Source organism: Roseburia sp. 1XD42-34 (genome assembly GCF_009917385.1).
Classification (GTDB): domain Bacteria; phylum Bacillota; class Bacilli; order Bacillales; family Amphibacillaceae; genus Virgibacillus.
The window spans coordinates 42,558-69,065 of record NZ_QWLJ01000013.1 but is presented as its reverse complement, the minus strand read 5'-3'; the positions used below and the strand labels follow the sequence as shown (position 1 = coordinate 69,065).

Below are 26,508 nucleotides of genomic sequence, written 5' to 3'. Positions count from 1 at the left end.
GAGGCATTTATGACTGTAAAACATTCAAAACTAGAAATATTGCGTACCTCTTTAATGTTAGGGTTAACCTCCTTTGGGGGTCCTGTGGCTCATTTAGGTTATTTTAAGTCCGAATATATTGATAAGCGGAAGTGGCTGGACGAAAAAACCTATGCGGATATTATCGCTGTTTGTCAATTTTTACCAGGACCAGCTAGCTCACAAGTAGGCATTGCAATTGGAATGCTAAGAGGTGGGTGGTTAGGAGGAGTAATGTCCTGGCTTGGATTCACATTGCCATCTGTGATAGTTCTTGTGCTATTCGCTTTCTTCTATCAATCGTTTACGCTCGGTGATGCAACTTGGATTTCCAGTTTAAAAATTGTTGCTGTTGCGGTTGTGGCTCATGCTGTTTTAGGATTAGGAAAAAAATTAACACCAGATAAACCGCGAATTGCGATTGCATTAGCAGCTGCACTTATTATGCTCCTTTTTCCTTCTACCTTTGTACAAATTATAATTATTTTACTAGGGGCTTGTCTTGGGTACCTTTTATTTAAGAATAAAGCACAAACAAAGCTGGCTTCTTTTGCCGTGCCGATATCAAAAAAGCAGGGAATGCTTGCATTTTCAATATTAGTTGCTATTCTTATTGGTTTACCGATTCTCGCACGTATCTTTCCACATATGTACATACAGATTGCCGATACATTTTTTCGCGTTGGTTCATTAGTGTTTGGTGGGGGACATGTTGTATTGCCTATGTTGGAACAGGAAGTTGTGCCGACTGGATTTTTAACCAGTGATGAATTTTTAGCAGGGTATGGTGTGGCGCAGGCAGTTCCTGGTCCGTTATTTACATTTAGCTCGTATGTAGGTATGATGATGAATGGAATAATCGGAGCTGTTATTGCTACTGGCGCTATCTTTTTACCTTCATTTTTACTGATCGTAGGCGCATTGCCGTTTTTAAGCGAGCTTCGTGAACGTTCCAGCTTTCAAGGTATTTTGACGGGAGTAAATGCTAGTGTTGTCGGTTTATTATTAGCAGCGTTTTATGATCCAGTATTTACGAGTTCCATTTTAGATGGAGCCGACTTTGGGCTAGCAGTTATTTTATTTGCTTTATTACATTTTTGGAAAGTCCCAGCGTGGCTAATTGTGATCATAGGAGTAATTGCGGGGGATATTATTCATCTGTTTGTTTAACTGGAGCTGGAGACAACCTATCTTTTGCAAGGATAAAAAAACACATGCAATTAAGACAGTTGCCAACATATGTAGTTGGGGATTGTCTTTTTTTGCACTATAGGAAAGTACAAGATTTTTTTGGTTTATAGTATTAGAAAAACAAAGGCTTCCGCAATAAGACTTGCCGACAAGCCCAGTTTTCTAATATAAAGATTATATAGGGAATAGTTTATAAGACGATATATTCGTATCTAAGGTTATTATTTTGATAAAAAACTGGATTGATCCCTTGACAGTAAGGTGAAAAAATTGTAACCTAATTAAAGTCTTAGTATTTTTATCGGATTAATATATTATTAGTGCCACGGCTGGTGCAACATGCATATGATAAATTCAACCAATATGCAAACAATATGATAAAGGAGGTATTTGGTATGGGAATGTATACGTTATTGAATGTGGCGATATTATTAGTACTTATAGGAATTCTTATTTGGATGCAGAAAAAACATTTTTCCTTCACCAAGCGTGTGTTTACAGGTTTAGGCGCAGGGATAGTTTTAGGTGCTATTCTTCAATGGGCCTATGGAGCTGGGTCTGACATATTGGCGGAAACAACAGATTGGTACAGTATTGTTGGTAGTGGCTATATTCGCTTTCTAATGATGATCGTTATCCCGCTCGTTTTAGTATCCATTATCCAATCCATTATTAACTTGGAAAAAACAGCAGAATTAGGAAAAATGGCAAGCTGGATAATTGGGATTTTAATTACGACGACAATGGTCGCTGCGTTAGTTGGTATTGTTTCAGCTACGTTATTTGATTTAAGTGCAGAACAGATTGAAGCAGGGCAGGCAGAAAACGAACGAGGGACGATCTTGGAATCTACTTTAGAAGAGGTAGAAGAACAGACTACAGCGCAAAAAATTGTTAGTTTTATACCGTCAAATATTTTCTTAGATATGACAGGTGACCGATCCACCTCCGTAATTGCTGTCGTTATTTTCTCTGTGATTGTAGGGATTGCTGTTTTAGGTGTCCGCAGAAAAAATCCCGAACAGGCTGAAATGTTTACAAAAATGGTTAATGCGTTATATGCAGTCGTTATGCGGATTGTTACCCTTATTCTTCGTCTAACGCCATACGGAATTTTAGCATTAATGGCTAATACAGTAGCAAGTACAGATTTTGCAGGTATTTTAGAGTTAGGCAAGTTTGTAGTTGCTTCATATGTCGCTTTGTTTGTAATGTTTGTCATCCATTTGATCTTAGTAGGTTTATTTGGTCTTAATCCGTTTATATACTTGCGTAAAGCTATTCCAGTTTTAGGATTTGCTTTTACATCCCGTTCTAGTGCTGGAACGATTCCGTTAAATATTCAAGCCCAACAGCACGCTTTAGGTGTTGATCAGGGGATAGCGAATATGTCGGCTTCCTTTGGCGCAACGATGGGACAAAATGGATGCGCAGGTATTTATCCGGCGATGCTTGCAGTTATGATTGCCCCGACGATGGGAATAGATCCATTATCCCCAGGGTTTATTTTGCAGCTTGTTTTAATTGTCGGAATTAGTTCCTTTGGTATCGCTGGAGTTGGTGGCGGAGCCACTTTTGCTGCGTTAATTGTCTTATCATCTATGAACATGCCAGTCGCTTTAGCCGGCTTATTAATTTCAATTGAAGCTTTTATCGATATGGGTCGAACAGCGCTTAATGTGAATGGTTCCATGGTTACTGGAACGTTAACAGCGAGAATTTTAAATAAGTTAAACGTTAAAACGTATCAGGATAAATCTGCAATTCAAGAAGCACCGGAAATATAGAAAAGTCCTCTAAGTAGTGTTAGGTTAATTTTATTAGAAAAAATAATATGATGCTTACTTCTTAATAGGAAGTGAGCATCTTTTTTGTTGTATAGGAACTTATAAAATGAGGTGCTTGTAGATAACGAAATAACCGACTAGTTACGTTCGACGCGTGAGCCCAGCAACGATGCAACTTTAGAAATGCTCCCTCCGATAAGGTCTCATCGGTTCGACTCTAAGAGGAAGGACCGAGTAAAAGCGGGCTTGCCGCCCAGACGTCGGCATATTCCTGTTTTAGTGGGATGATTCTTTATCCCATAAAAAGGCGTTGTAGACTTCCACGGTCTGAGGATGGAAGATGTGAGCTGAATAAGTCGAAGCGGGAGGCAACAGCACCCAAGTCCCCGATTCGTTCAAAGGTCTTTAGGTTATACCATTACGGTACTAACCATCAGCGGGAATGAAGCAGACACCGTTGATGGAAGGTTCACTTTATCATTCGTTGATTCGTTTCATGCGCTACGTTGCTAAACGAGCGCCCCGCGCCTTGTTCCGTTATAAAACATTCCTTTAGCGCAAGGAGTAATTCTATCTTTGAAAACAAATACCTTCGTTTGGAAAGGGAGCATTAGCACAAGTTTTTCCAGACGTTAAAATAGTTTAAGATAGATGTTCTGAAATTGGCATTTTCCTACGAGATTCATAGGAAAATGTGCGATATATAAAGGTGAAATATGTTACTATTTGAGTAGTTAAAGGTTTTTACGGGAGAAATGAAATAGGAGGAGTATATGATTTTTTTTAAACAATTATTCGTTAAAGTCATTAAACTGAATCATTGGTTTTTACTTTTTGCAACACTTACGTTAGTGTTTGCAAGCAGTTATTTTATTTATTATTTAGAACCAGATACATTTGCAAGCCCATTTGAAGGCTTGTGGTGGACGATGACTACTGTAACAACGGTCGGCTATGGAGATGTTTCGCCAACAACAGTTGGTGGGAAGATTTTTGCTATGTTTTTATATATTGTTGGGATCGGTTTAATGACCATTTTTATTGGTAAGGCAATTGATTTTTTGAGCATTCGCAAGCGATTAAAGGAGGAAGGTAGATTGAATATTAATACAGAAGACCATATTATTCTCATTAATTGGACGAAGAAAGCAAGGATCACATTAGATGAGATTTTACATACGTTTAAGGATATTCCGATTGTTCTTATTGATGAGAAAATCGAAAAAACACCACTGATCCATGAACAGGTTGAATTTGTTCACGGTAATCCTGCCAATCGCGATGTATTGTTCCAGGCAAATTTGCTAAAAAGTAAATCGGTCATGATATTTGCTTCTGAAGATGGCGTACCCGCTTCTCAAGCAGACGGTCAAACATTGCTTATTGCTACAACGTTAGAGAGTATAGGGAGAGAATTTTCGCAAAATATTTATACGATTTGCGAAGTATTGGAATCAACACATATTCCGGCCTTTAAGCATGCTGCCGTCGAAGAATTTATTACTGCGAACGATACTGCGGCTCACTTAGCAGCTCGCTCCATTTTATTTAATGGTTCGAGTGAAATTATTAGACAATTAACGAGCCATCATGGTTATGATCTATATTCGATTGGAAAAAAGGCAGATTGGAATACATTTGAACATGCTCGAACTGCGTTAGCTGCCCAAGGAGCGGTATTGTTATCTAATCGCAACGATTTATCCATTATTAACCAACTGAAAGAGCCAATTCCCCATGATGCCCAGCTGTTCATTATTTGCGATGAGGATGTATATACCAACCTGCTTCGTCAAGGTGTTCCATCCTACTAGTGTTTTTAATCATTCGTCAGGGAGTGATTTCGCAAAAAAGTCAAAACTACTTCTAGGTTTTGGCTTTTTTTTACGGTTTCATAACGTTGCCATGGACAACCCCGTTCTTTTACAAGCTCAACGACGTTTTTTATTGTAAAGTTTTGCGGAGTTAAATCATCCGTTACTTCATGCCAAAATAAGGGCATGGCGACTGTTCCTTCCGGAGTTTTTCTAGGCGAGTAAGGTGCAATAATCGTTTTTCCTCTCCCATGTTGGACGTAATCAATATAAAGCTTGCCATTACGTTTATGCTTCAATCGTTCGGTGGTAAATAGTGCTGGGAAGGTGCCTTCTAGTGTAAGTGCTATGGTTTGGGTGAATAAGGCAGTATCTTCGTAGGACATGCTTCCGCTTGGAATTGGGATATATACTTGCAGCCCTTTATTTCCCGAAGTTTTGACAAAAGAGATCAACTGTAATTCATCAAATAGATATTTCATATTTAAAGCTGCTTTGATTGCTAAAGAAAAACGGTCTCTGCTTGGTGGGTCCAAATCAAAGACAATTTCTTCCGGCGTATTTGTTGCAATGGTTTGAAACGGCGTATGAAATTCTACGGTACCATGATTGGTTAACCAAATGAGGTCGTTTAATGTATCGCAAACGATACTATTTTTTCCCTGTTGTTCATGTCTTGGCATAAAAGCAGGTGCGTAGGTGGGCAAGTGCTTTTGGAAAAAATGTTCCTTATCTATCCCATCAGGCGCGCGAATAATTGTAAGTTCACGGCTTTTAAAAAACGTCAGCATGTAAGGAGCTATTTGCCGTATATAAAGCAAGAGGTCAGCTTTCGTATAGCCTGGTTTCGACCAGAAGACTTTGTCAAGATTTGTTATTTCAACATCTGTTGGAAACATAGCTTGATCAAGTTGTAGCTTTTCCCAAGTCATTTCTTCTGGACGTGCGTGTGGAAGTATTTGCTTGAAAGCTGGTTCACGTAATTCTTGCTTATATAAATCAAGGCTATGAATGGTGGCACAAATAGCAGGAGGCAAAATATAAGTATTGCTTTTTAGATCTCCTTTTGTTTGAAATAATTGTCTTAAAATATCCATTTCTTTTGAATCAAGCCCATGCTTGCATTTCCCGATCGGGACGATTTGATTATGTTTATATACGCTTACTTGAAAATAATCGTTATTTTTATCTAAAGCTGTTAAAAAGCCACTTAACGACCTCCAGTTTTTTATTTTATACCAGTCTTGGTGATTACTCCCTTGCTTATAGAGACTATTTTTCCGCTTTGCTATCATACCTTCTCCAAGATGTCTAAAAATTTCCTTCCAAAGCTGGTCGGGGTTTTTGTAACTTGTTACGTATATAAGTTCTTGTGAGAAAGGATACGTTTTAAATAGTAGCTGGAGGTATTCTTTGCGTTTTTCCAATTCAATCGATAACATAGACTCCCCTTGGTGCTGCAGTATATCGAAAACCATGAAACTGGCAGAACGTTGCTTAGAAGCGGTTTCGATGCTAGATGTTGTCCGTAGCCTGGCACGTTTTTGAACCCACTCAAAATTTGCTTGATATAGTTGGTTTAATATGACAAGTTCTCCATCCATTGTTAAGGGCAAATGGGATTCGACTTGTTCCTGGAGCTGCAAACAGGCTTGGATAATTTCTGGAAACTGGTTACTTAAATTTGTATTATTTTTGCTTCGTAATTGGATAAGTTCTTTAGTCCATTGTAATGTGCAACGATAACCATCGTATTTTACTTCATATAGCCATTCTTTACCTCTTGGGATATCTACACTGGGTATAGGCTTCATGACATACATGTTCTGTTCTCCTTTCTAAACTTAGTTTGATACAAGAGCAAGAATAATAACCATACTTGGATAAAATTCCTTAAACTTTGGCAAACTACGTTTAAGGAGGAATGAGAATGCATACGATGTGGAAAGGAACGATCAGCTTTGGTCTTGTGAACATCCCTGTAAAAATGCATGCCGCTACGGAGAATAAAGATATTCAATTAAGGCAATTGCATAAGGAGTGTCAATCACCTATTAAATATGAGCGCACATGTCCTGTATGTGAACGCCCGGTTAAAAACGAAGAAATTGTCAAAGCCTATGAGTACGCAAAGAATAAATTCGTCGTTTTGGATGAAGAAGAGCTGGAAGCATTGAAACAGGAACAAGCAGATAAGGCTGTAGAAATTGTTGACTTTGTACAACTTGCTGAGGTGGACCCCATTTATTATGAAAAAAGCTACTTTTTATCTCCAAATGAAGGTGGCGCTAAAGCTTACGGCCTATTACGGAAAGCATTGAAGGAAACTGAAAAAATCGGTATTGCTAAAATGATGATTCGCTCTAAAGAACAATTAGCAATCATTCGTGTTTATCAGGATACATTAGTCGTCGAAACGATACACTATCCAGATGAAGTACGCAGTGTTGCAGATGTACCTAATGTTCCTAAAGAGGCGGAAGCGAACCCCCAAGAATTGGATACGGCAAAAATGCTGATCGAACAATTAACCACAGCTTTCGATCCGACAAAGTATAAGGATGAGTACAGACATGCATTGCTTGATTTGATTGAGCAAAAGAAGGACCAAGATCAAACAGCTACTGTGCAGGATAAGCCTTCACCAGGTGCAGCAACAAATTTGATGGATGCTTTACAAGCTTCATTAGAACGAGCGAAGCAGGATAAGCCGAAACCAAAACAGCCCCAACCATCTAAACAAAAGGAAAAAAAGGTAAAAAAGAAGAAAACAGGGACATAATGGTATTCACTTTTAATAAGAAGTAAAAGTAAATCATTCGATAAAGGTGTTTATCCCGTATATAAGGTGCTGTAAGAAACCGACTTCAGGAGTGGATAACTGCAGCCTGCAATAAGTCTAAGGGGGTAACAAACCTAAATGCCTGTTGCGTAGCGAATGGAATGAGATAAACATGGCTATTCGGTTATTTCGTTATCTCCAAGCACCTCATTTTATGTTTTCTTATCTTTTTAAAAAGAAGTAATCCAATAGATTGCTTCTTTTAACGATTCTATTACATATCGATGGTTATTTTTCAACCCGTTTACAAAACGCTAACAAGTGTATGAAAACGAGTGTTTTCATATGCAAACGGTGTCCAAAAAGGGTAGAGTAAATAGTGCACCCTATTTTTAAAAGTAGGATTAAGATTAAGCGTGTTCAAAAAGCCTGGAAAAAACGGACGAAATTCATGGATTGCTTTTATTAGCATGGCTCATACAAACAACTAACGTCTTGACACTTTTCAAAACTTACTTCTCTGAAATTTCCCTGCTTTTTGAAATAAAAATAAAATTTATCGAAAAGGACGGGTGAACGATGAAGAGAAAATCTTTTTTTGATAATGCAAAAGTCATCCTGATCTTTTTAGTTGTTTTTGGACATATGATACAGCCTTTCACAGAAGACTCGAAATATATCCAGACACTTTATCTGTGGATCTATACGTTTCATATGCCTGCGTTTATACTCCTAGCAGGCTTTTTTGCCAAAGGCTCTGGATCGGTGAATTATGTATTACAATTAATGAAAAAACTATTACTACCGTATGTGATTTTTCAATTGCTTTATACAGGTTACTATTTTTTAATCGATAAACCAGGCTGGCAAACAGATTTATTCAGTCCACACTGGGCGATGTGGTTTTTATTCAGCCTTTTTTGTTGGCATCTGTTATTGTATTGGTTTAAAAAGCTACCCCCATTACTAAGCGTTGCTATTGCTGTACAACTTGGCCTCATCGTAGGTTATTTTAGTGAGATTGGTCAAATGTTCAGCTTGTCGCGCACGTTCGTTTTCTTTCCGTTTTTTTTAGTGGGTTATTTTTTAACAGAAAAACAAATAATGGTTGTCAAGCTGAAAGCAGTGAAGGTAGTTTCCTTTATGGTTATGGTTGGAATCGCTATTGCTATCTATTATTTACCTGATTTTAATTCCGGATGGCTACTCGCTTCTAAATCATATGGTGATTTAGGACTTCCAGAGTTTGGAGGGTTAGCAAGGTTATTAGTTTACTTATCTGCAGCATTGATGGTTTTAAGTGTACTTTCTTGGATACCAGTCCAACATTTCAAATGGACAGTACTCGGCACCCGTACACTCTATGTATATTTGCTACATGGATTTTTTATCCAATACTTCCGTCAAGCAGACCTGTTTAAAATAGATGGAATATTTGATTTCATGGGTCTTGCTGTTTTATCAATCCTTCTCGTTCTGCTTTTATCCAGTCGTCCAGTACAAGGGATTTGGCAGCCATTTATTGAAGGGAAGGCATCGATTATGAAGAAATTGTATACAAAAACGGCACAAGAATTAGAACAGAAATAATTCGAACAAAGGTGCGGGGCGTCCGTTTAGCAACGTAGCGACTGGAACGAATCAAACGAGATAAAGGAATCATGGTGAGGCATGAACCAATGAGGACTTATCGTAGGGCGATTCGTGAAGTCGCCTAGTTGTTGGGCGCTTAAGGCGGATGCGGCTATTCCTTTATATCATTATCCCAAAGCCAATATTTTTATACTTTTAACTTCTAAATTCAAACAGCCAAGCTATTTTTTAGCTTGGCTGTTTTTTAGCTTGGCTGTTTTTTAAAAGATGAGGTGTGCAATGAGTGCGATAATCGGTAAAGTAATCAGTGTGCGTAATAAAAAGATAATCACTAAATCTTTAAAGGAAACGGGTACTTTAGAGCCAATTAATAATCCGCCTACTTCTGACATATAAATTAACTGGGTGACAGATAATGTTGCAATGGTAAAGCGGGTAATGTCTGCTTCAATAGTTGAAGCTAAAATCGATGGTAAAAACATATCCGCAAATCCGATCAACACGGTTTCAGATGCTTCTTTTGCATATGGGATTTGTAACAGCTCTAATAAAGGAACAAAAGGCAAGCCAAGCCATTGGAAAAGAGGAGTTGTTTCTGCAATGATTAGCGCAATTAATCCAAAGGTCATAACGACTGGGGCAACTCCCATCCACATATCCAAAATATTTTGTGCCCCTTCTTTGAAAAGTTTATACACACTTGTTTCTTGCTTGGCTCGGTCTAATGCTTTTTTGTAGCCATATGATAGAATATGTTCATCAGCTGGTATCTGTTCGGAAATTCCTTCAGATTCCTCGTTTATATACGTATCTGCTTTTTTCGAAAGTGGAGGAATTCGCGGCATGATTAATGCAGCAACAAATCCAGCAACCAAAACGGTACCATAAAATGGCAGGAACATCTCTTTAAGATCGACTTCCGAAATGATAACTAACGAGAAGGTAATCGAGACAACGGAGAATGTCGTCCCAATTACAGCAGCTTCGCGCTTCGTGTAATACCCATTCTCATACTGCTTACTTGTAATTAATACACCAATGGTGCCATCGCCCACCCAAGAAGCTAAGGAATCAATAGAGGAGCGACCAGGAAGCCGAAATAAAGGTCGCATTACCTTCGTCATTAGCGTTCCAAATAATTCAAGCAGCCCAAAATTCATCAGTAACGGTAAAAATAGCCCTGCAAATAAGAAGACAGCAAATAAAACATGTAAGAGATCCCCTAGTAGCATTTGACCAGTGTCGGCACTATGAATAAATTCCGGTCCCAAGCGGAAATATACCATAATGGCAAATATAGCAGCAAGCACTCTCGTTATCGTCCAAAATAGATTGACATAAAAAAGTTGTCGAAAAAATGGCGTTCTGTTTAACTTTTCTTTGCCAAGAAATCGAACAATGATAGTCATAAGTGCTGTAAATACGATAATTACCGTCATAATGGCTGATAATTGATCTGCCAATAACGATTCAATTTTACCAGCAAGGATAGCAATGGGAATAGTAAGCCCAGCATCTGTTTTGATTGGTGACATAAATAAAAAAACACCAATAAGAGATGGTATAATAAATTTAATATGATCCAAAAAGGAATAGTTGTTATTTTTCATAAAATCCCCCAACGTTCTTTATTTCTTATTATTATAAGGGAAAATGAATGATTATCCAATGTTTAATTATCAATGGATGAAAACTTTGGTGATCAAACCCGCAACAAATGTGCGCGTGCTAATGAAAGAATCTTTTTCAAGTTCAAAACAATAAAGTCATAAAAAAGGATATAGTTTTAGTCTGGAATGGAAAAGGGTATACAATAATGAGGTGTTTAAATTGCATAAACGGTTAAAATATAATTTAGGTTATCGTTGTATCGTAATGGTTTGGATGACGTTAAAGTTTATTGCGAAGATTTATAGCTTTCATTTTAAACACCGTATTTGGGATGATGAAACATTTGACAAGTGGAATCTTTTAATTACAAAAATGGCACAGGAATACCGCCAAAAAGCGATTCTGCTTGGTGGCGTCTTAATCAAGGTGGGCCAGTTTCTTAGTACAAGAACAGATTTTATGCCGGATGCATTTATTAAAGAACTTAGTGGTCTTGTGGACCGGGTACCTGCCATGCCTTATTCTTATGCGCGTCGAATTATGGAAGAAGAATGGGGTACTTCTATTGATGCGCATATCGAAGAAATTCAAACACCTTCCATTGCATCAGCCTCGATTGGCGAGGTGTATCGAGCTAAGTTAAAAGATAGCCAGATAGAGGTTGCTATTAAAGTACAGCGTTATCGAATCAAAGAGGTGTTTCATAAAGATTTTAAAACGTTGCGAATTGTATTTTGGTTAATATCTATCCTTACTTCTTTTGGGAAGAAAACAGATTTACCTTCATTGTATCGAGAGCTTGTAACCGTTATGAATCGGGAACTGCATTTTGATCATGAATTATCTAATGCCCTGTATTTTAAGGAGCGTTTTAAGGAGAACACCGCTATTCATATTCCGTTTTACATAGATGAATTATGTACAAAGCGCGTGCTTGTTATGGAATGGGTAGAAGGTGCAAAGATAACGGACGTAGATTTTATGAATCGTCACCAAATTGACACAAAAGAAACAGCCAAAACTTTATTTGACTTTTATTTGGAACAATTTTTAACTACAGGAAAATTTCATGCCGATCCACATGCGGGGAACATTTTAGTGCAACAAGACGGGAAGATTGTGGTTATTGATTTTGGTATGGTAGGGGAAGTACGTAAACAAGACAGCCATTATTTTAAACAGTTGATTCAAAGTATTGTGATGGATGATTACGACCAGGTTATTAAAACGCTGGATGAAATGAATTTTATTTTACCACACGCGGATCGTGATAAATTAAAACGGGTCATTCAAGAGACGATAGAAATGTATCAAAGTGGTACAATAAACATACAGGATGCACATGTTATGGATCAAATCAAAGAAGACATTCGGCTTGTAATTCGTGAGCAACCTATCCAGCTGTCTGCGGAATATGCTTATTTGGGAAGGGCGGTTTCCATTGTTATCGGAATTTTAATAGCGATTTATCCGGAAATTGATTTTCAAAAATGGGCAGAGCCTGAACTGAAAAAATGGTTTGACGGTAAGAAAATTGCTGAGACATTATATAAGCAATACGCAAAAGACACGGTTAAACCATTTCTTTCTTACCCACAAGCCGTTTTAGATTGGTTGGAAAATGGAACTAGGGATAGACAGTGGGATCAACAAAAACAGAAGCAACGATTAAAACACCAGTATTTTGTCATATTGGAAGTAGTAAGCACCATTTTCTTACTTATCAGCTTAGGTTGTGCAGCGGGATCATATTATTTACAATGGCAACTGACTGCGGTGATTGCGCTATGTAGTGTGATTGTTTTTGTAATCATCCTACTGATTATATTGAGGAAACATTATAAAATGATTCAATCTACAAATTAAAGGAGGCAGTGGATATTATGAATGACTTATTAAGAAAAGGGTTTTTACTTGGATTAGGTGCAGCAGTAACTAGTAAAGAGAAATTTGAAACTAAAGTGAAACAATTAGTAGAGAAAAATGAACTTACACAAGAGCAGGCAAAAACGTTAGTGCAGCAGTTTGTCGATAAGGGAGGAGCAAAGAAAGAAGAGTGGCAAAGTCGACAACAGGAGCAAATGCAAAAACTTGCTAATGATATCGGATTAGCGACAAAAGAAGAAGTAGAAGAACTTCGTAATCGAATAACAGAGCTGGAAAATAAATTAGCAGAAAAATAATATTAAGTGAGAGCAGATCATATATTGATTTGCTCTCTTTTTTTAAGAGATAAGAAAGTATAAAAATTTTGGCATTGGGATAACGATATAACGGAATAGCCACGTCCAGCGCATGAGCCCAGCAACTAGGCGACTTCACTCCATTGCCCTCCGATAAGTCATCATTGGTTCTCGTATCCTTACCATGATTCCTAAAACTTTCGTTGCTTCGTTCCAGTTGCTACGTTGCTAAACGGGCGCTCTGCGCCTTTGTTCCACTATAGGAAAGGATAAGATTTTTTTGGTTTATAGTATAAGAAAAACAAAAGGCTTTCTCCATAAGACTTGGCGACAAGCCAAGTTTTTCTAATTGCAATTTAAAAACGAAGTACGGAATAATGTTTAATTTATGATCTACGTAGGGAAAACAATCAATGTTATGGAAATATTAAATGGTTAGTTATGAAAAGTGACTTCAAAGTTTAGCTTTTCAGGAGTGTATGGACAGATTTGCAAGCACGTTATTCGGCTAGGGATTTAGAAAGTGGTAGGGTAACGCTTATGCATGATGCAAACCACCTCCTGCTAAACAATTAGGAAAAGGTGAGGGCGATGAAAAAAGTATTTCTGTTATCACTAGTGCTACTTTTGACTGGGTGTAACATTACTGTTCTTGATCCAAAGAGTGAAACAGCAAGTGAACAGGCGTTTTTAATTACGTTTAGCTTCTGGATCATGATGATTGTTGTTGTTACCGTATTTATTTTATTTGCTCGTTTTGTATGGAAATATCGTTATACCAATAGCAGAAAACATATCTTGCCAAAAGATGTAAAAGGGAATATCAAATTGGAAATAACCTGGATAATCATCCCGGTTTTATTGTTAATTATTTTGGCTGTTCCTACACTAGCGATTACATATGACCAATCCCCAGAATGGACCAAGGAAAGTGAGGACGCGGGGATTGAAATTGATGTAACGGGCAAACAGTTTAATTGGCTGTTTCGCCATAGGAATGGAAAAGAAGAAATGGACAAGTTAGTTATTCCGGAAGGTGAATCCATCATCTTGAATTTAAGATCCGAGGATGTTATCCATTCTTTTTGGGTGCCGGAACTAGGTGGAAAAGTGGATGTTATGCCTGGAAAAGAATTAACGTATGAAATCAAACATCCACAAAGAGGTACGTACCAAGGAAAATGCGCGGAATATTGCGGTCTGGGTCACACAGATATGACGTTTCAGGTTGAAGTTGTATCTACTCAGGCATATGCGCAATATCTCCATCAATAATAGAAGAAATGAAAGGTGATGACATCGTGAAGCTGTCCGTGTTTGGGTATGAACTGGTAATACCAACAGATATTATAGCTGCTTGGGTGTCCGTAATTCTCATTGGTATAGTGGCTGGTTATATCATTATTAAAAAGCGAAAGTTAGGGGTTGTTTGGGATTATATGAAAACAACCAATCATCGTAAAATAGGTATACTCTATTTGCTATTTGGAATTATTTACTTCTTTCGTGCTGGTGTGGATGCTTTACTTATTCGTACACAGCTTGCAGTTCCCAACAATGATTTTTGGGTTTTTCAAGGGGAAAAATATAACGAATTGTTTACAACACACGGGACGTTGATGATATTCTTTGTAGCAATGCCATTGCTGCTTGGCTTAATGAATATTGCGGTACCATTACAAATTGGAGCTAAAGATTTAGCTTTTCCGTTCCTAAATTCATTAGGTTTTTGGTTGTTTTTCGCTGGTTCATTATTTTTTAATATCGCTTTCTTTCTTAATCTGACGCCAGAAGTAGGATGGACAGGCTATGCTCCATTATCAAGAGCCGAATTTACGCCAGGCGCCGGAACGGAATTTTACGTGTTTGGTTTACAAATATCTGGTTTAGGAACCATATTCACAGCGTTAAATCTAATTGTCACGATCATACGTCATCGTGCTCCAGGTATGTCTTATACACGTATGCCATTGTTCGCTTGGGCGTCGTTAATTACGTCTTTTCTAATCTTAATTGCATTTACGGTGCTGGCGATTGCTTTATATTTATTGATGTTTGACCGACTTTTTGGCACCGGATTTTTCTCCGGGGATGAAGGAGACCCTGTTTTTTGGCAGCATCTATTTTGGATATTTGGTCACCCGGAAGTGTATATTTTAGCATTACCTGCGTTTGGTATTTTTTCAGATATCATTTCCACTTTCTCTAAAAAACGTATTTTTGGATATGGAACAATGGTCGCTTCCATTGTACTTATTGGCTTTTTAGGCTTTATGGTTTGGGTACATCATATGTTTACGGTCGGGCTTGGACCAGTAGTGAACACCTTTTTTGCTATCACTACTATGGCAATTGCAATTCCTACGGGGATTAAAGTATTTAACTGGTTATTTACGATGCGTGGCGGCGTTATTCATTTCACAACACCAATGCTATTTGCGTTAGGGTTTATCCCCTCTTTTGTTATTGGTGGTGTGACAGGAGTCATGTTATCTTTATCAGCGGCAGATTTTCAATTTCATGATACTCATTTTGTCGTTGCTCATTTTCATTATGTCATTATTGCCTCTACCATCCTTGGTGTATTTGCCGGATTATATTATTGGTATCCTAAAATAACTGGCTATATGTTAGATGAAAAATTAGGTAAATGGCATTTTTGGACATTTTTGATCGGATATCATATCACATTTTTCCCAATGCATATTACTGGACTAGAAGGTATGCCGCGACGTGTATATACGTACAGTGAAGCGGACGGTATCTTTATATTAAATGCAATAAGTACAGTCGGAGCATTTCTAATGGGAATCAGCATGCTGTTTGTGATCTGGAATGTATATAAAACCCATAAAAAGAAAAAGAAGGTTTCAGGAGATCCTTGGGATGGAAGAACGTTGGAGTGGACGGTATCTTCACCAGCCCCAGAGCACACTTTTGAACCAATGCCAGTGATTCATAGTATGGACGCATATTGGTATGCAAAAGTAAAGAACAAACCACTTCCGGCAACGACAAACGTACGAGTTAAGCCGTTAGAACGTGATTCCATCCAACCATTTTGTATAGCGATGAGCTTATTCATTGTTAGTACTGGGTTAACATTTCGTTGGTATTGGTTAGCCATACTAGGAGGCGTCATGTTGTTTGCATTGCTTATTTTGCGTTCAATAACAGATGAACGAGAAGATTTTTATGGAAAGAGTGATGATCATGCGTAAACAGGAAGCAGAATTATTTCAAGATAAAAAAGTAGGCTTCTTTATCTATTTAGGTGTGGAAGCAGTGATGTTTGCTGTTTTATTTGCAACGTATATGATTTTTACTCCTGCAGGAAGTGGTCCATACCCTTCCGATGTGTTTCAAGCGGAAATGGTATTGCTCTCTTCCTTATTCCTCCTATCTAGTAGTGTGACATTATATGTAGCCGAAAAAGGGATACAAGCAAGGAAGGGTAAGAAAACGTTATTAAGCCTTGGACTAACTTTAGGTCTCGCCATTGTTTTTTTAGGCTTAGAAAGCTATGAATTTTATACTTTTGTTCAAGAGGGATATGGATTAAGTACGAGTGTTTTCTTATCTTCTTTTTATGTTCTTGTAGGATTGCATGCAGCGCATGTTACTTTTGGTATCGGTTGGATGATTGTTTTATTTATTCATTATGTTCGACCTAACGTGTCGTACTCCTTATATAAAGAAAAACAAACTATTTTTTCGTACTACTGGCATTTTGTGGACTGTATATGGGTGTTTATTATACTTATTGTCTATTTGCCGTATTTAGTATAAAAATAATGTCGGTTTAGCGAGAATCTAATATGTCAAATTAGGTAGTTATCTGTAAATTCTGCCTATTAACTAAAAAGTTATTGCGCTTCTATTAAAAGCACGTTACAATGGAAGGAAATATCAGCTCGATAGGGGGATTCTCGATCGTATGGTAACCTTTTTACAGTTATGTAAGAATACAGAAAGTAGGTTAGGTAGACAGCTGCTTGATAATGAAATATTGTTTTTGCAATGGGTGTATAATCGTTATTTGGAGGAAAAACCCAAGAAAATGCTAAATGTATAATAAAAAGATAAGCTATTTGTTCGAGTTGATAGGGTGAAAGATAGGAATGAAAAGAAACAAGTCCTGCCAAGCATCAGGACTTTTTATTTTCACTTTAATCTATGCGGGGGATGGACTTTGTCCTAACATACGAAGACGTGTACCATGCATGCGTTTTGAAAGTTGGTTGTTGATAACCGTTTTCTCTTTTGCTTAACTAGTTTCTATTCTATTTCTACTAAGTAAGAAATAGATAATCGCCGAAGTTCATACCGAATTCGCATGAGTTTACAGGAAAGTCGCCGAAGTTCATCTTTGTCAGTATCGTAAATAAACGTTCTGTTGCTTCGGAGCAAGTGGGTTTGTTTTTAATGTAAACTCCTTTTATAATAGAAATATATACTTCAAAGTTAGGAGCAAGTGTAGTGGCTGTAACAAATACGACCGTCATTAAAAAAATGCTAGAGGAATTGCATGCAGCAAAAAGCAATGCCGAAAACGAGGCGATCTTGCATCAGCATGTTCGTCATATACGTTTATTATGTGATTTGCTTCTTGATGAGCCATCAAAAGCAGTCGCGGAAATGCAAGATACGAACCAAATATCTATGGCAGAAATGAAAATGATGCTTGGAGAAAAAGGTGCGGAAAAAATCAAGCAGCAGGAATCCAGACATCCATCTAAAATAGATCATGAAGAAGCAAATGGCGATTCACTATTTGATTTTTAGAATGAATCAGTAATGAGTTATCTGTTTATTTCTGCAAAGGAGCTTCATAAGAAAAGAGGGAGAACATGAAATTATTTTTACTTTTAGGTGCTATTAACGGGTTTTTAGCAGTTGCTTTAGGGGCATTTGGTGCGCACGGTTTAGAAGGAAAGATTTCCAAGAGTGCAATTGCTACCTGGGAAAAAGCGGTAAACTATCAGATGTTTCATACCATGGCATTATTCGTAACTGGTTTATTAATGATGAAGATACATAGTGTTGGTGTAACGTGGGCGGGATGGATGTTCTTTATTGGAATTTTATTGTTTTCTGGTAGCCTTTATCTTTATTCTACAACAGCGGTTAAAACCTTTGCAATGATTACTCCTCTTGGAGGGGTGGCATTTTTAATAGGCTGGATACTTTTAGGAACATTCATTGTGAAGCATATTTAAAATAGTTTTTCATAAATACGGTTTGGAAAATGCGTCAGATCTCAGTCTCTACGGAACTTCAAGGCTTGGATCCCTGTTTAGAGACAAATTCATATTTATAGTTGGAACAGGAAAAAAATAGCGAATATACCAATGAGTAGTGCCCGTCCTGCCTGTTTTATTACATGTGAAGAAAATGATTGGTACAGGTACCATTGGACTAAACTATCACAAATAAGACTGGTTGCAAGCAAAAATAGGCATATAATAACAACAATAGTGTAGCCTTTCATTAAAGCAAATATTGCAAAAGGAATTGCAGCACCCAATGATATTAGCTCAACTAGAACGAATTTTTCATAAGGGTGTTTCATTATATCCGCCTCTCTTTTCGCTTACTTTCATGCTAAATCAGATGAAAAACAAGGGATGACACAAAGGAATTATGTGCCATCCCTTTATTTAGTTCTCGTTTCTAAAGTGAATCTTCAATCGATGGGGTTTACCTTCGGTTCCTAATGATTCTAAATAAACAGAGCTGTTGACTTGAAGTTAGACTCTAGTACTTATCTTCCTACATTTACTTTGGTATAAGAGCAGATCTTATTGTCGGCTACATGTTGGATAAATTAATACCCATAAGTGTCTTTACGAAACGAGCATATGCGCTTTTCAGGTTATCATCACTATTATTTAATGCTGAAAATGAAAGGACTTATCGTGGTGAATAGGACGTATTACCGAAAGGATAAGCATAATTTAGTTCCTCATCAAAGACAATATAATCAAGGTATACCATAAGTAATAAGTATCTCTTTCCTGTTTGAGGATCGCTAAGTACAATATGGTCCCGACCTGCTGCTTCAATAATTCCACGAAATACTTTAGCATTCCACTGTTCATTATTTTCAAACGTCATATAGACAGTTGCTTCTTTGCCGCGGTTTAACCGTAATATGTTTTCAATGTAGGATTGTTGCTCAGGCAGCATGGGTTGATTCTGAATTGTCCCACCTGCTGCAGGTGGGTAAGGTTGTGTTTGTGATTGTTGATAAGGTTGATTGGTTGGCTGCTGCCGCATCGGATACATGGGATAATAAGCAGATGAAGCTGCTGGATAATAATAGTAAGGATATGGCTGGTACGAGCTTATATGCTGACTATTTTGATTGTCACTCATTAAAAAAACCTCCTTATTTTTTGTAATTTATTCATCGATAAACGTTAGGACACTCTGACGCTAATGGATTATAAAAGCAATGGGATTTATAGCGTCCTGCATTCCACTGCCCATACCATTGAGCAGGGCAGCTTCCTTCAGGTTCAAAAAAACCATAAGGAATTTGTGGCAGGGTGTTGTTGTTCACCTTGAATAACTCTACGCGCTAAGCGCTTCTCCCGTTCTCTTGTTCGCTGATAAAAATAACCTTTTTGGGTTGCTTCAAATCCCTCTGGGCTTTGAAATACCATATCGCTAATTGTTGTTATTCCAATAAAATCTAGACAATTAGCAATCACTCGGTTAATTCCAGTATTTCCAACCATTAACATCCCTAATTGACCATCACCTTCTGCTTCTGCTCGCATTAGTCTTGCTAATAACTCTATATCTTTTTCGGTATGTGCTACAAGCGCCATTTGCATTCCTCATTTCCGTCTTATCTGGTTGTATTAGTATATGTATGAAAAACTGGTTAGGAATATGTGTAATAAAAAATTCAGGCAGAAAAATTTTCAAAAAGCTTTTTGCCAATGATCTGATTCATCCAACGATCGTTTCTTTGGTTGCTGAATAGTCGATTAATAATGATTCGCCTGAATACGTAACAACTGATATATAGTATCAATAATAGAGCTGCTTGCTGTTAAGTACGGCAGGGCTGCTTTTGTTGTATATAAATGCAAATAAATATTACTTTAAAGGTGTGGGCAATTGTTTGACAGTAATACCGATCAGTTCATTTTGCTGAAATTGTATTCCCTCATTATTACAAAGTATACCTATTTGACCGAACGTATTGATCGTCTTCTCTACGATCGCTTGCATGGTTGTTTCTCACCTCTAGAAGTAGCAGGCAATCTTGACCATGTACTTCTATTCGTTGGCTTCGTTTGGGGCGGTATCTGCTCGTTCAAGTAAGCAATTGCAATATTTCCCCCTTCCTTGTTAATTTGGGTGTTCTCAATATTAGTTTAAATACTATGCAACAAGACTAGGTGGTAGATAACAGCGCTTAAATGCTTTATTTCGTAAGCGGCCTGTAGGTCATACCCCTTGGTCTACTAACAATCTAGTGGGGAATAAATGAAAACTTCAATGATTGAAGTTGCACTTTATTTAACAGTGAAGTGGGTTGGTTATTAATTAGAGGAACAGAGAAGAAAGTACGAATGAAATATCTTAATGAAAGTTGGCTCATGCCTGTGATTAGAAGACGAACTCCGTTTCACACTACTCCGCGCTATGAAACCCTATTATTCTCATATTTGCTAAAGAGAAACGCCCTGTTATGTGATAAATTATCACATAACAGGGCGTTTCTTAGTTACCAATAGGTTATCATATTTAAATTAACTATATTTCAAAAAAAGATATAATATCTTTGTTGGCAAGATGGTTACCGACAAAGAACTCTCCAAACTCTCCGTATTTAGAGCTAACCTCATCGAATCGCATTTCATATACAATTTTTTTGAATTGTAGTGGATCGTGAGCGAATAATGTAACGCCCCATTCCCAATCATCGAGTCCGATGGATCCAGTGATGATTTGGGAAACTTTCCCTGCATATTTGCGGCCGGTCATACTATGTTCATACAACAATTTGCCACGTACATCTTTTTCTAATGTATACCAGTTTTCCTCACCGTGGCGGCGTCGATCCATAGGATAAAAACAGACATGCTCCCATTTAGGAAGAATCGGTTTAAGTCGTTTTGCAACTTCTGGAATTAATTCTGGGTGCTCTTCTTTGTAAGGGCGATATTTTGATAATTCAACTACGGAAAAATAAGAATGAGCAGGAATTAAGAACTCTCCTATTTTTGATTTATTCAGTTCATTTTCAATCGCTGCTAATTCGTTCGTAGTTGGACGCAGGAACATAAACATCAAATCAGCTTTTTGTCCAACAATATTATATAGTGCATGGCTGCCATTTTTAGCTAATTCTACTTTTTCCCATTGAGTAATCATTTGCTGTAAGCTAGCAATAGCCTCTTGTCGTTCATCTTCACTGGCTAATTTCCATGAGCCCCAATCTACTGTTCGAAAATCATGCAGGCTATACCAGCCATCCATCGTTTCTACTGCTTCTACCATTATAATCTCCCCTTTATTTATGAAATCGTTAAAAACTTATTCAAAAAGCAAACGAAGCAAAGCAAGCTTATATCGCATATTACTTCTTGAGCAGTAGTGTATAAAGAAATCTTCCATCAGGGAGAGTCTTTTTTATCCTCACTGATGTTTACTACCTTAAAGCCTTCGCAACGAATCGGTTCTTCGTTCAAATTCCTCTTGAGGAAGGAAGAAAAGGATTTTCTGCGAGTTACATGTATAGATAAACATGAAAAATGATGCAATTCTGCCTTTACTATAGCATAAATAAGGCATACTAAGCATGATATAGACCCTGAACAAGCAGTTAGGTTGATAATTGTCATGAGAATGTCAAAAAATAAGCAATAGAAAAGAGAAATACTTTCATTTGCTCGTAAAATCATCTACTATTTAAGTATAATCATTTAGGAGGTTTGTCAACAGTGAGTGAATTATTTAAACAAATGCAAGAAAAAATTTCGAGCCAATCTAAATCTATTGTCTTCCCAGAGGGGACAGATGAACGTATATTGACTGCTGCAAGTCAACTGGCTGCCGCTGAGGTGTTAGTACCGGTTCTTCTCGGTGATAAGGCAGAGATAAAGCAGAAAGCGCAAGAAGCAGGCGTAGATGTTTCACAATGTAAAATCATTGATCCGAAAGAGTTTGCCGAATTTGATTTAATGGTGGAAACATTTGTGGAACGCCGTAAAGGAAAAGCGACAAAAGAGGATGCACAAAAAATACTTTTAGATGAAAACTACTTTGGCACGATGCTTGTGTATATGAATCAGGCGGACGGTCTTGTAAGTGGGGCTACCCATTCTACGGCAGACACAGTTAGACCTGCTTTACAAATCATTAAAACAAAAGAAGGAGTAAAAAAGACATCAGGTGTATTTATCATGGTTCGCGGTGATGAAAAATATGTGTTTGCAGATTGTGCGATTAATATCGCTCCCGATAGTCAAGATCTAGCAGAAATTGCAGTCGAAAGTGCCAATACTGCAAAGCTATTTGACGTAGACCCGCGTGTTGCTATGTTAAGCTTTTCTACAAAGGGATCAGCGAAATCAGAAGAAACAGAGCGTGTCGTAGAAGCATTGCATATTGCAAAAGAAAAGAATCCATCATTAGTTATTGATGGTGAATTCCAATTTGATGCTGCGTTTGTACCAAGTGTAGCTAAGAAAAAAGCTCCTGGCGCAGTATTGCAAGGAGATGCTAATGTATTTATTTTCCCAAGTCTTGAAGCAGGAAATATTGGCTATAAAATTGCTCAACGCTTAGGTGGGTTTGAAGCAGTTGGTCCGATTTTACAAGGCTTAAATAAGCCCGTAAATGATTTGTCCCGCGGATGTAACGCTGAGGATGTCTATAATTTAGCGTTAATCACAGCAGCACAAGCTTAATCGAAGCAAGGTTTATGCCCTTTATAGTGAACTCTTTCACGAGTTTAGCTATAAAGGGCAAATTTAATTTTTAAGTTGGTTGCAAAGCTTTGACCTAGAGCAGATAAGATAGAAAGTAGGGTGGATCTGTCTATTGTTAAGACCTGAAGAATAGGTGCTTAGCTTAGTGACAATACGGGAGCTTTGCTACCATTAGCATGTAGCAGGAGAAGATGAACTCATTTTAGGTTTGTTATGGAGAAGGGATATCTAACTATCTTTTTTTCTAAAAATAATTGGTTCGTTACGCTTTTTCATCTGTGCTAACCGTTTTCGATAATGAGCATATTCTGTTTGCGTAAAATCTTTTTCGATAACATGTTCACAAACCTCTAATAATGCGTTCATCGCTCTTATCTTGACATCTTTTACCGTTAGGGGAGTTTGTAGCAACTCTGATAAAGAGCTCATCACGTTTGGGTCCACCATTGGATAACTAAACTTGGTTGGTTCGCCTTTTTTGCTAGTTATATAAAAGTCTCTAATGACGCTTGCTCGTTTGTAACTATTTCCTTCCACATCTAGATAGATTTGAACCGCTGCACCATCCTTCACACGACGCTGTGATATTCCAGCAAATTTTTTCCCGTTAATACTTAAATCATAGTCTCCGGGACAATAAGAGTGAGCAATCTCATAGGCTTCAATCTTGGTAGTCAGATCTCTTAACATGTATTGAACAAAGTTAACCATCGCTTCGTATCCTTCATGAATGGATAATTTTTTGACATCAGGGAAAATAAGGGAGATATTTAATACACCGTTATCTAAAGCAACTGCAAGTCCGCCAGAGTTCCGAACAACAACATGAAACCCAGCTTGCCGTAATTGCTGTACACCTTCGTTGATATAAGGCAGTTTTGCATCGGGAATTCCAAGTACAATTGTATTAGAGTGCACCCATAGCCTCATGGTTGGTGGAGATAATTGATCACTAACTGATAATGCTAGGGCATCATCAATTGCAAATGAGTGAAGAGCTGTATAAGCTTCTTGATCAAATATCTTTGTGCTTGAATGATCTATATAACGAAAAGTTGTTTGGGCTATCAAGTTTTTCCAGTTTTTCATAAAGCACCTGACCTTTTTTTTACGCTAATAACGTATCATATTTTATAGAATAAGAAAGTATAAATTTAGGCGCTTGGAGATAACAAAATAACCGAAGCCACGTCCGGCTCCATCGCCCAGCAACTAGGCGACTTCACGAATCGCCCTACGATAAGTCATCATCGGTTCGTCGCCTCACCGTGATTCCTTTATCTCAGTTGACTCGTTCCATTCGCTACGTTCCTAAACGGGCACTTGCGCCTTTGTTCTAGTGGAACACATTGCTTAAGAGTGTCCCTATGCAATGTGTCGTAAGTCTCACATACAAAATGAGTTTCACTTTATCCCGCAGATAATGTGCTGAAAGACTCCCACTACAAGAATTGAAGAAATTCTACTACAACATAGTCTAAGTGGGAGATTACAGCGCCTAAATGCCCAATTCGTTCCTCTAACAATCGTGAGGGATGAATGAAAACCCCATTGATGGAAGATTCACTTTATCTGAAGCATGTGACCCGAGGCTGTTTACTGCTTGGTAGTAGCAAATGTGATGGTTATGGGCAAAAAAATGAAATAGTCGCCACGTCATATGTTTACTTTACCCTTTTTTCTTCAGCCTATCTATTATATAATAAAAAGAAATCGACGAAAAGAAACGGATGAAAATACATGGAATATAAGAATGAGCAACTTCACGAAGAAAAGGTGTTCAAAGACCCGGTACATCGATACGTCCATGTGAGAGATCGCGTGATTTGGGACTTAATTGCCACCCCTGAATTTCAAAGACTACGAAGAATTAAGCAATTAGGTACTACTAATTTAACCTTTCACGGAGCCGAGCATAGTCGCTTTAATCACTCACTGGGCGTTTATGAAATTGTACGAAGAATACTGACAAACTTTGAAGGACGTCCACATTGGAATAAAGAGGAGCGCCTTCTTTGTTTATGTGCAGCTTTATTACATGATTTGGGTCATGGACCGTTCTCCCATTCCTTTGAAAAGGTATTTAAGCTGGATCATGAACATTATACACAACAAATCATTTTAGGGCATACAGAAGTGAATGCCATTTTAGAACGAGTAGAGAAAGGCTTTGCGCAGAAGGTAGCCGATGTGATAGCTAAAACATACCAGGATCAATTAGTAGTAAGTTTAATTTCCAGCCAAATTGATGCAGATCGAATGGATTATTTACAACGAGATGCTTACTTTACAGGAGTTAGTTACGGTCATTTTGATATGGAAAGAATTCTTCGTGTCATGCGTCCAATGGAAGATCAAGTTGTGATTAAGGCGACAGGAATGCATGCCGTTGAGGATTATATTATGAGTCGATATCAAATGTATTGGCAAGTATATTTCCATCCGGTTACACGAAGTGCAGAAGTGATTCTTTGTAAAATATTGCAACGAGCAAAAGTGTTATATGAAGATCCTGCATATGCGTTTAAATTACAGCCAACCCATTTTGAATCTTTCTTTATAGGGAAAGTAAAATTAGAAGATTATTTGAAATTGGATGAGGGAATCGTATCGTATTATTTCCAGCTTTGGCAGCAAGAAGAGGATAAGATTTTGCGTGACCTCTGTGAGCGATTTATGAATCGAAGGCTATTTAAATACGTGGAATTTAATCCCAATTCACAAATGAATGAATGGATGGAACTGCATAAGCTGTTTACGGAGGTACATATAGATCCGGATTATTATTTAGTCGTCGATTCTTCTTCTGATTTGCCTTATGACTTTTACCGTCCTGGTGAAGAAGAGGAGCGGTTACCAATTCACTTATTAATGCCAAACGGAGAACTACGTGAATTATCCCGGCAGTCGGATATCGTTGAAGCTATTTCAGGTAAAAAACGAACCGATCACAAACTTTATTATCCACATGATTTATTAGAGAAGGTATCTGATAAAAGCAAAAAACAACGGATGAAAGAAATATTAATTGGTCAGGGAGAGGTAAAACATGTTAACTAATCATGCGAAACTAATGCAGTTTTTTGCAGTAGCGAACGAAGTAACAGGCAGGAAAAAGCTGCAAAAAATGATTTATATTTTGCAAAAGTGCCATATGCCCTTTGAGGAGAAGTACGCATTTCATTTTTATGGCCCATATTCAGAGGAGTTAACGTTACGGGTAGAAGAGCTTTGTAATCTAGGCTTTATTAAAGAAGATAAAGAAGACAGAAGTAATTATCATCAATATCGTTATACAATCACAGAAGATGGACAAGCTTTTTTGGAACAATTCAAAATGGATATGCCGGATTTTTCTTCTCAAGTATCAGCGATGCAGGAAAAAAGCTCACGATTTTTAGAATTAGTCGCAACGATGTTGTATTTCGATGATTTGCCATTAGAAGAATCCATAACTAAAGTGCATACAGTGAAGCCAAAACAAAAATATACGGATGGGGAGATTCAAGAAGCGATTTCCTTTATTGATCAGATTCGCCAGTAGTACAGTTCCATACACTTTATTATAAAGAAGCA

At 37.7% G+C, this 26,508-nt stretch carries 23 protein-coding genes; 16 read left to right on the top strand and 7 right to left on the bottom strand.

The window, feature by feature from the left end:
* Nucleotides 1–9: 9 nt before the first annotated feature.
* The 3 genes from chrA to D1839_RS09615 all read left to right on the top strand — a co-directional run bounded on the left by chrA (nucleotide 10) and on the right by D1839_RS09615 (nucleotide 4,810).
* Complete coding sequence (gene chrA / locus D1839_RS09625; protein ID WP_120379692.1) at nucleotides 10–1,188, top strand: chromate efflux transporter; 1,179 nt, start codon at nucleotides 10–12, stop codon at nucleotides 1,186–1,188.
* Between the two features lie 416 nt (nucleotides 1,189–1,604).
* Nucleotides 1,605–2,996, top strand: coding sequence for an L-cystine transporter (locus D1839_RS09620; RefSeq protein ID WP_120379691.1), 1,392 nt, complete (start codon nucleotides 1,605–1,607; stop codon nucleotides 2,994–2,996).
* A 773-nt stretch (nucleotides 2,997–3,769) separates the two neighbouring features.
* Nucleotides 3,770–4,810 (top strand): potassium channel family protein, encoded by a 1,041-nt coding sequence (locus D1839_RS09615; RefSeq protein WP_120379690.1) that lies wholly within the window; start codon nucleotides 3,770–3,772, stop codon nucleotides 4,808–4,810.
* A gap of 5 nt (nucleotides 4,811–4,815) precedes the next feature.
* On the opposite strand, the gene ligD is transcribed toward D1839_RS09615, so the two are convergent.
* On the bottom strand, nucleotides 4,816–6,633 hold the full coding sequence (gene ligD, locus D1839_RS09610; RefSeq protein WP_120379689.1) for a DNA ligase D: 1,818 nt from the start codon (nucleotides 6,631–6,633) through the stop codon (nucleotides 4,816–4,818).
* 107 nt (nucleotides 6,634–6,740) lie between these two features.
* On the opposite strand from ligD, the gene ku reads away from it, so the two are divergent.
* On the top strand, nucleotides 6,741–7,592 hold the full coding sequence (gene ku / locus D1839_RS09605; protein WP_120379688.1) for a non-homologous end joining protein Ku: 852 nt from the start codon (nucleotides 6,741–6,743) through the stop codon (nucleotides 7,590–7,592).
* A 579-nt stretch (nucleotides 7,593–8,171) separates the two neighbouring features.
* The gene (locus D1839_RS09600) at nucleotides 8,172–9,182 is read left to right on the top strand and encodes an acyltransferase family protein (RefSeq protein ID WP_120379687.1); all 1,011 of its coding nucleotides are present in this window, start codon (nucleotides 8,172–8,174) and stop codon (nucleotides 9,180–9,182) included.
* A 263-nt stretch (nucleotides 9,183–9,445) separates the two neighbouring features.
* Here D1839_RS09600 and D1839_RS09595 read toward each other — a convergent pair whose 3' ends face one another.
* On the bottom strand, nucleotides 9,446–10,795 hold the full coding sequence (locus D1839_RS09595) for a YjiH family protein (protein WP_120379686.1): 1,350 nt from the start codon (nucleotides 10,793–10,795) through the stop codon (nucleotides 9,446–9,448).
* Between the two features lie 220 nt (nucleotides 10,796–11,015).
* Here D1839_RS09595 and D1839_RS09590 point away from each other — a divergent pair, with 220 nt between their 5' ends.
* The 8 genes from D1839_RS09590 to D1839_RS09555 all read left to right on the top strand — a co-directional run bounded on the left by D1839_RS09590 (nucleotide 11,016) and on the right by D1839_RS09555 (nucleotide 18,198).
* A complete protein-coding gene (locus tag D1839_RS09590; RefSeq protein WP_120379685.1) occupies nucleotides 11,016–12,662 on the top strand; it encodes an ABC1 kinase family protein in 1,647 nt (548 codons plus the stop codon).
* A gap of 17 nt (nucleotides 12,663–12,679) precedes the next feature.
* Nucleotides 12,680–12,979, top strand: coding sequence for a phasin family protein (locus D1839_RS09585; protein WP_120379684.1), 300 nt, complete (start codon nucleotides 12,680–12,682; stop codon nucleotides 12,977–12,979).
* Nucleotides 12,980–13,570: 591 nt separating this feature from the next.
* The gene (gene coxB, locus D1839_RS09580; RefSeq protein ID WP_120379683.1) at nucleotides 13,571–14,254 is read left to right on the top strand and encodes a cytochrome c oxidase subunit II; all 684 of its coding nucleotides are present in this window, start codon (nucleotides 13,571–13,573) and stop codon (nucleotides 14,252–14,254) included.
* Between the two features lie 26 nt (nucleotides 14,255–14,280).
* Nucleotides 14,281–16,200 (top strand): cytochrome c oxidase subunit I, encoded by a 1,920-nt coding sequence (gene ctaD, locus D1839_RS09575; RefSeq protein ID WP_120379682.1) that lies wholly within the window; start codon nucleotides 14,281–14,283, stop codon nucleotides 16,198–16,200.
* Nucleotides 16,193–16,768: a cytochrome c oxidase subunit 3 gene (locus tag D1839_RS09570; RefSeq protein ID WP_120379681.1), complete on the top strand. Its 576-nt coding sequence runs from the start codon at nucleotides 16,193–16,195 to the stop codon at nucleotides 16,766–16,768. The genes ctaD and D1839_RS09570 overlap by 8 nt, the downstream gene beginning before the upstream one ends.
* Before the next feature lie 148 nt (nucleotides 16,769–16,916).
* The gene (locus tag D1839_RS09565; protein ID WP_166554446.1) at nucleotides 16,917–17,054 is read left to right on the top strand and encodes a hypothetical protein; all 138 of its coding nucleotides are present in this window, start codon (nucleotides 16,917–16,919) and stop codon (nucleotides 17,052–17,054) included.
* Nucleotides 17,055–17,458: 404 nt separating this feature from the next.
* Nucleotides 17,459–17,764: a YwdI family protein gene (locus D1839_RS09560; protein WP_120379680.1), complete on the top strand. Its 306-nt coding sequence runs from the start codon at nucleotides 17,459–17,461 to the stop codon at nucleotides 17,762–17,764.
* Nucleotides 17,765–17,829: 65 nt separating this feature from the next.
* A complete protein-coding gene (locus D1839_RS09555; RefSeq protein ID WP_120379679.1) occupies nucleotides 17,830–18,198 on the top strand; it encodes a DUF423 domain-containing protein in 369 nt (122 codons plus the stop codon).
* Between the two features lie 694 nt (nucleotides 18,199–18,892).
* On the opposite strand, the gene gerQ is transcribed toward D1839_RS09555, so the two are convergent.
* The 4 genes from gerQ to hemQ form a co-directional block, all read right to left on the bottom strand.
* Nucleotides 18,893–19,357, bottom strand: coding sequence for a spore coat protein GerQ (gene gerQ, locus D1839_RS09550; RefSeq protein WP_120379677.1), 465 nt, complete (start codon nucleotides 19,355–19,357; stop codon nucleotides 18,893–18,895).
* A gap of 143 nt (nucleotides 19,358–19,500) precedes the next feature.
* Complete coding sequence (locus D1839_RS09545; protein ID WP_286164768.1) at nucleotides 19,501–19,815, bottom strand: cell wall hydrolase; 315 nt, start codon at nucleotides 19,813–19,815, stop codon at nucleotides 19,501–19,503.
* Between the two features lie 274 nt (nucleotides 19,816–20,089).
* Entirely contained in the window at nucleotides 20,090–20,224 is a 135-nt protein-coding gene (locus D1839_RS20815) for a hypothetical protein (RefSeq protein ID WP_286164767.1), read from the bottom strand.
* A gap of 528 nt (nucleotides 20,225–20,752) precedes the next feature.
* Nucleotides 20,753–21,499, bottom strand: coding sequence for a hydrogen peroxide-dependent heme synthase (gene hemQ / locus D1839_RS09540; RefSeq protein ID WP_183030220.1), 747 nt, complete (start codon nucleotides 21,497–21,499; stop codon nucleotides 20,753–20,755).
* A 443-nt stretch (nucleotides 21,500–21,942) separates the two neighbouring features.
* Between hemQ and pta the strand changes: the two genes are divergently transcribed.
* Nucleotides 21,943–22,911 carry a phosphate acetyltransferase gene (gene pta, locus D1839_RS09535; protein ID WP_183030219.1) on the top strand — a complete coding sequence of 323 codons (969 nt, stop codon included), beginning with the start codon at nucleotides 21,943–21,945 and terminating at the stop codon, nucleotides 22,909–22,911.
* Nucleotides 22,912–23,160: 249 nt separating this feature from the next.
* Here the strand turns inward: pta and D1839_RS09530 are convergent, their stop codons facing one another.
* Complete coding sequence (locus tag D1839_RS09530; RefSeq protein WP_120379674.1) at nucleotides 23,161–24,021, bottom strand: lipoate--protein ligase family protein; 861 nt, start codon at nucleotides 24,019–24,021, stop codon at nucleotides 23,161–23,163.
* A 651-nt stretch (nucleotides 24,022–24,672) separates the two neighbouring features.
* On the opposite strand from D1839_RS09530, the gene D1839_RS09525 reads away from it, so the two are divergent.
* The gene (locus D1839_RS09525) at nucleotides 24,673–25,992 is read left to right on the top strand and encodes an HD domain-containing protein (protein WP_120379673.1); all 1,320 of its coding nucleotides are present in this window, start codon (nucleotides 24,673–24,675) and stop codon (nucleotides 25,990–25,992) included.
* Nucleotides 25,982–26,476, top strand: coding sequence for a YwgA family protein (locus D1839_RS09520; RefSeq protein ID WP_120379672.1), 495 nt, complete (start codon nucleotides 25,982–25,984; stop codon nucleotides 26,474–26,476). The genes D1839_RS09525 and D1839_RS09520 overlap by 11 nt, the downstream gene beginning before the upstream one ends.
* Nucleotides 26,477–26,508 lie beyond the last annotated feature (32 nt).

What these genes read in the sequence shown, in the direction of transcription:
- D1839_RS09570 (WP_120379681.1), top strand. Translation starts at nt 16,193, where the DNA reads ATGCGTAAACAGGAAGCAGAATTATTTCAAGATAAAAAAGTAGGCTTC.
- D1839_RS09555 (WP_120379679.1), top strand. Translation starts at nt 17,830, where the DNA reads ATGAAATTATTTTTACTTTTAGGTGCTATTAACGGGTTTTTAGCAGTT.
- ligD (WP_120379689.1), bottom strand. Translation starts at nt 6,633, where the DNA reads ATGTATGTCATGAAGCCTATACCCAGTGTAGATATCCCAAGAGGTAAA.
- D1839_RS09595 (WP_120379686.1), bottom strand. Translation starts at nt 10,795, where the DNA reads ATGAAAAATAACAACTATTCCTTTTTGGATCATATTAAATTTATTATA.
- hemQ (WP_183030220.1), bottom strand. Translation starts at nt 21,499, where the DNA reads ATGGTAGAAGCAGTAGAAACGATGGATGGCTGGTATAGCCTGCATGAT.
- gerQ (WP_120379677.1), bottom strand. Translation starts at nt 19,357, where the DNA reads ATGAGTGACAATCAAAATAGTCAGCATATAAGCTCGTACCAGCCATAT.
- D1839_RS09620 (WP_120379691.1), top strand. Translation starts at nt 1,605, where the DNA reads ATGGGAATGTATACGTTATTGAATGTGGCGATATTATTAGTACTTATA.
- D1839_RS09600 (WP_120379687.1), top strand. Translation starts at nt 8,172, where the DNA reads ATGAAGAGAAAATCTTTTTTTGATAATGCAAAAGTCATCCTGATCTTT.
- D1839_RS09525 (WP_120379673.1), top strand. Translation starts at nt 24,673, where the DNA reads ATGGAATATAAGAATGAGCAACTTCACGAAGAAAAGGTGTTCAAAGAC.
- D1839_RS09585 (WP_120379684.1), top strand. Translation starts at nt 12,680, where the DNA reads ATGAATGACTTATTAAGAAAAGGGTTTTTACTTGGATTAGGTGCAGCA.
- D1839_RS09565 (WP_166554446.1), top strand. Translation starts at nt 16,917, where the DNA reads ATGGTAACCTTTTTACAGTTATGTAAGAATACAGAAAGTAGGTTAGGT.
- coxB (WP_120379683.1), top strand. Translation starts at nt 13,571, where the DNA reads ATGAAAAAAGTATTTCTGTTATCACTAGTGCTACTTTTGACTGGGTGT.
- D1839_RS09520 (WP_120379672.1), top strand. Translation starts at nt 25,982, where the DNA reads ATGTTAACTAATCATGCGAAACTAATGCAGTTTTTTGCAGTAGCGAAC.
- D1839_RS09615 (WP_120379690.1), top strand. Translation starts at nt 3,770, where the DNA reads ATGATTTTTTTTAAACAATTATTCGTTAAAGTCATTAAACTGAATCAT.
- ku (WP_120379688.1), top strand. Translation starts at nt 6,741, where the DNA reads ATGCATACGATGTGGAAAGGAACGATCAGCTTTGGTCTTGTGAACATC.
- D1839_RS09545 (WP_286164768.1), bottom strand. Translation starts at nt 19,815, where the DNA reads ATGGCGCTTGTAGCACATACCGAAAAAGATATAGAGTTATTAGCAAGA.
- D1839_RS20815 (WP_286164767.1), bottom strand. Translation starts at nt 20,224, where the DNA reads ATGCAAGCGATCGTAGAGAAGACGATCAATACGTTCGGTCAAATAGGT.
- D1839_RS09530 (WP_120379674.1), bottom strand. Translation starts at nt 24,021, where the DNA reads ATGAAAAACTGGAAAAACTTGATAGCCCAAACAACTTTTCGTTATATA.
- chrA (WP_120379692.1), top strand. Translation starts at nt 10, where the DNA reads ATGACTGTAAAACATTCAAAACTAGAAATATTGCGTACCTCTTTAATG.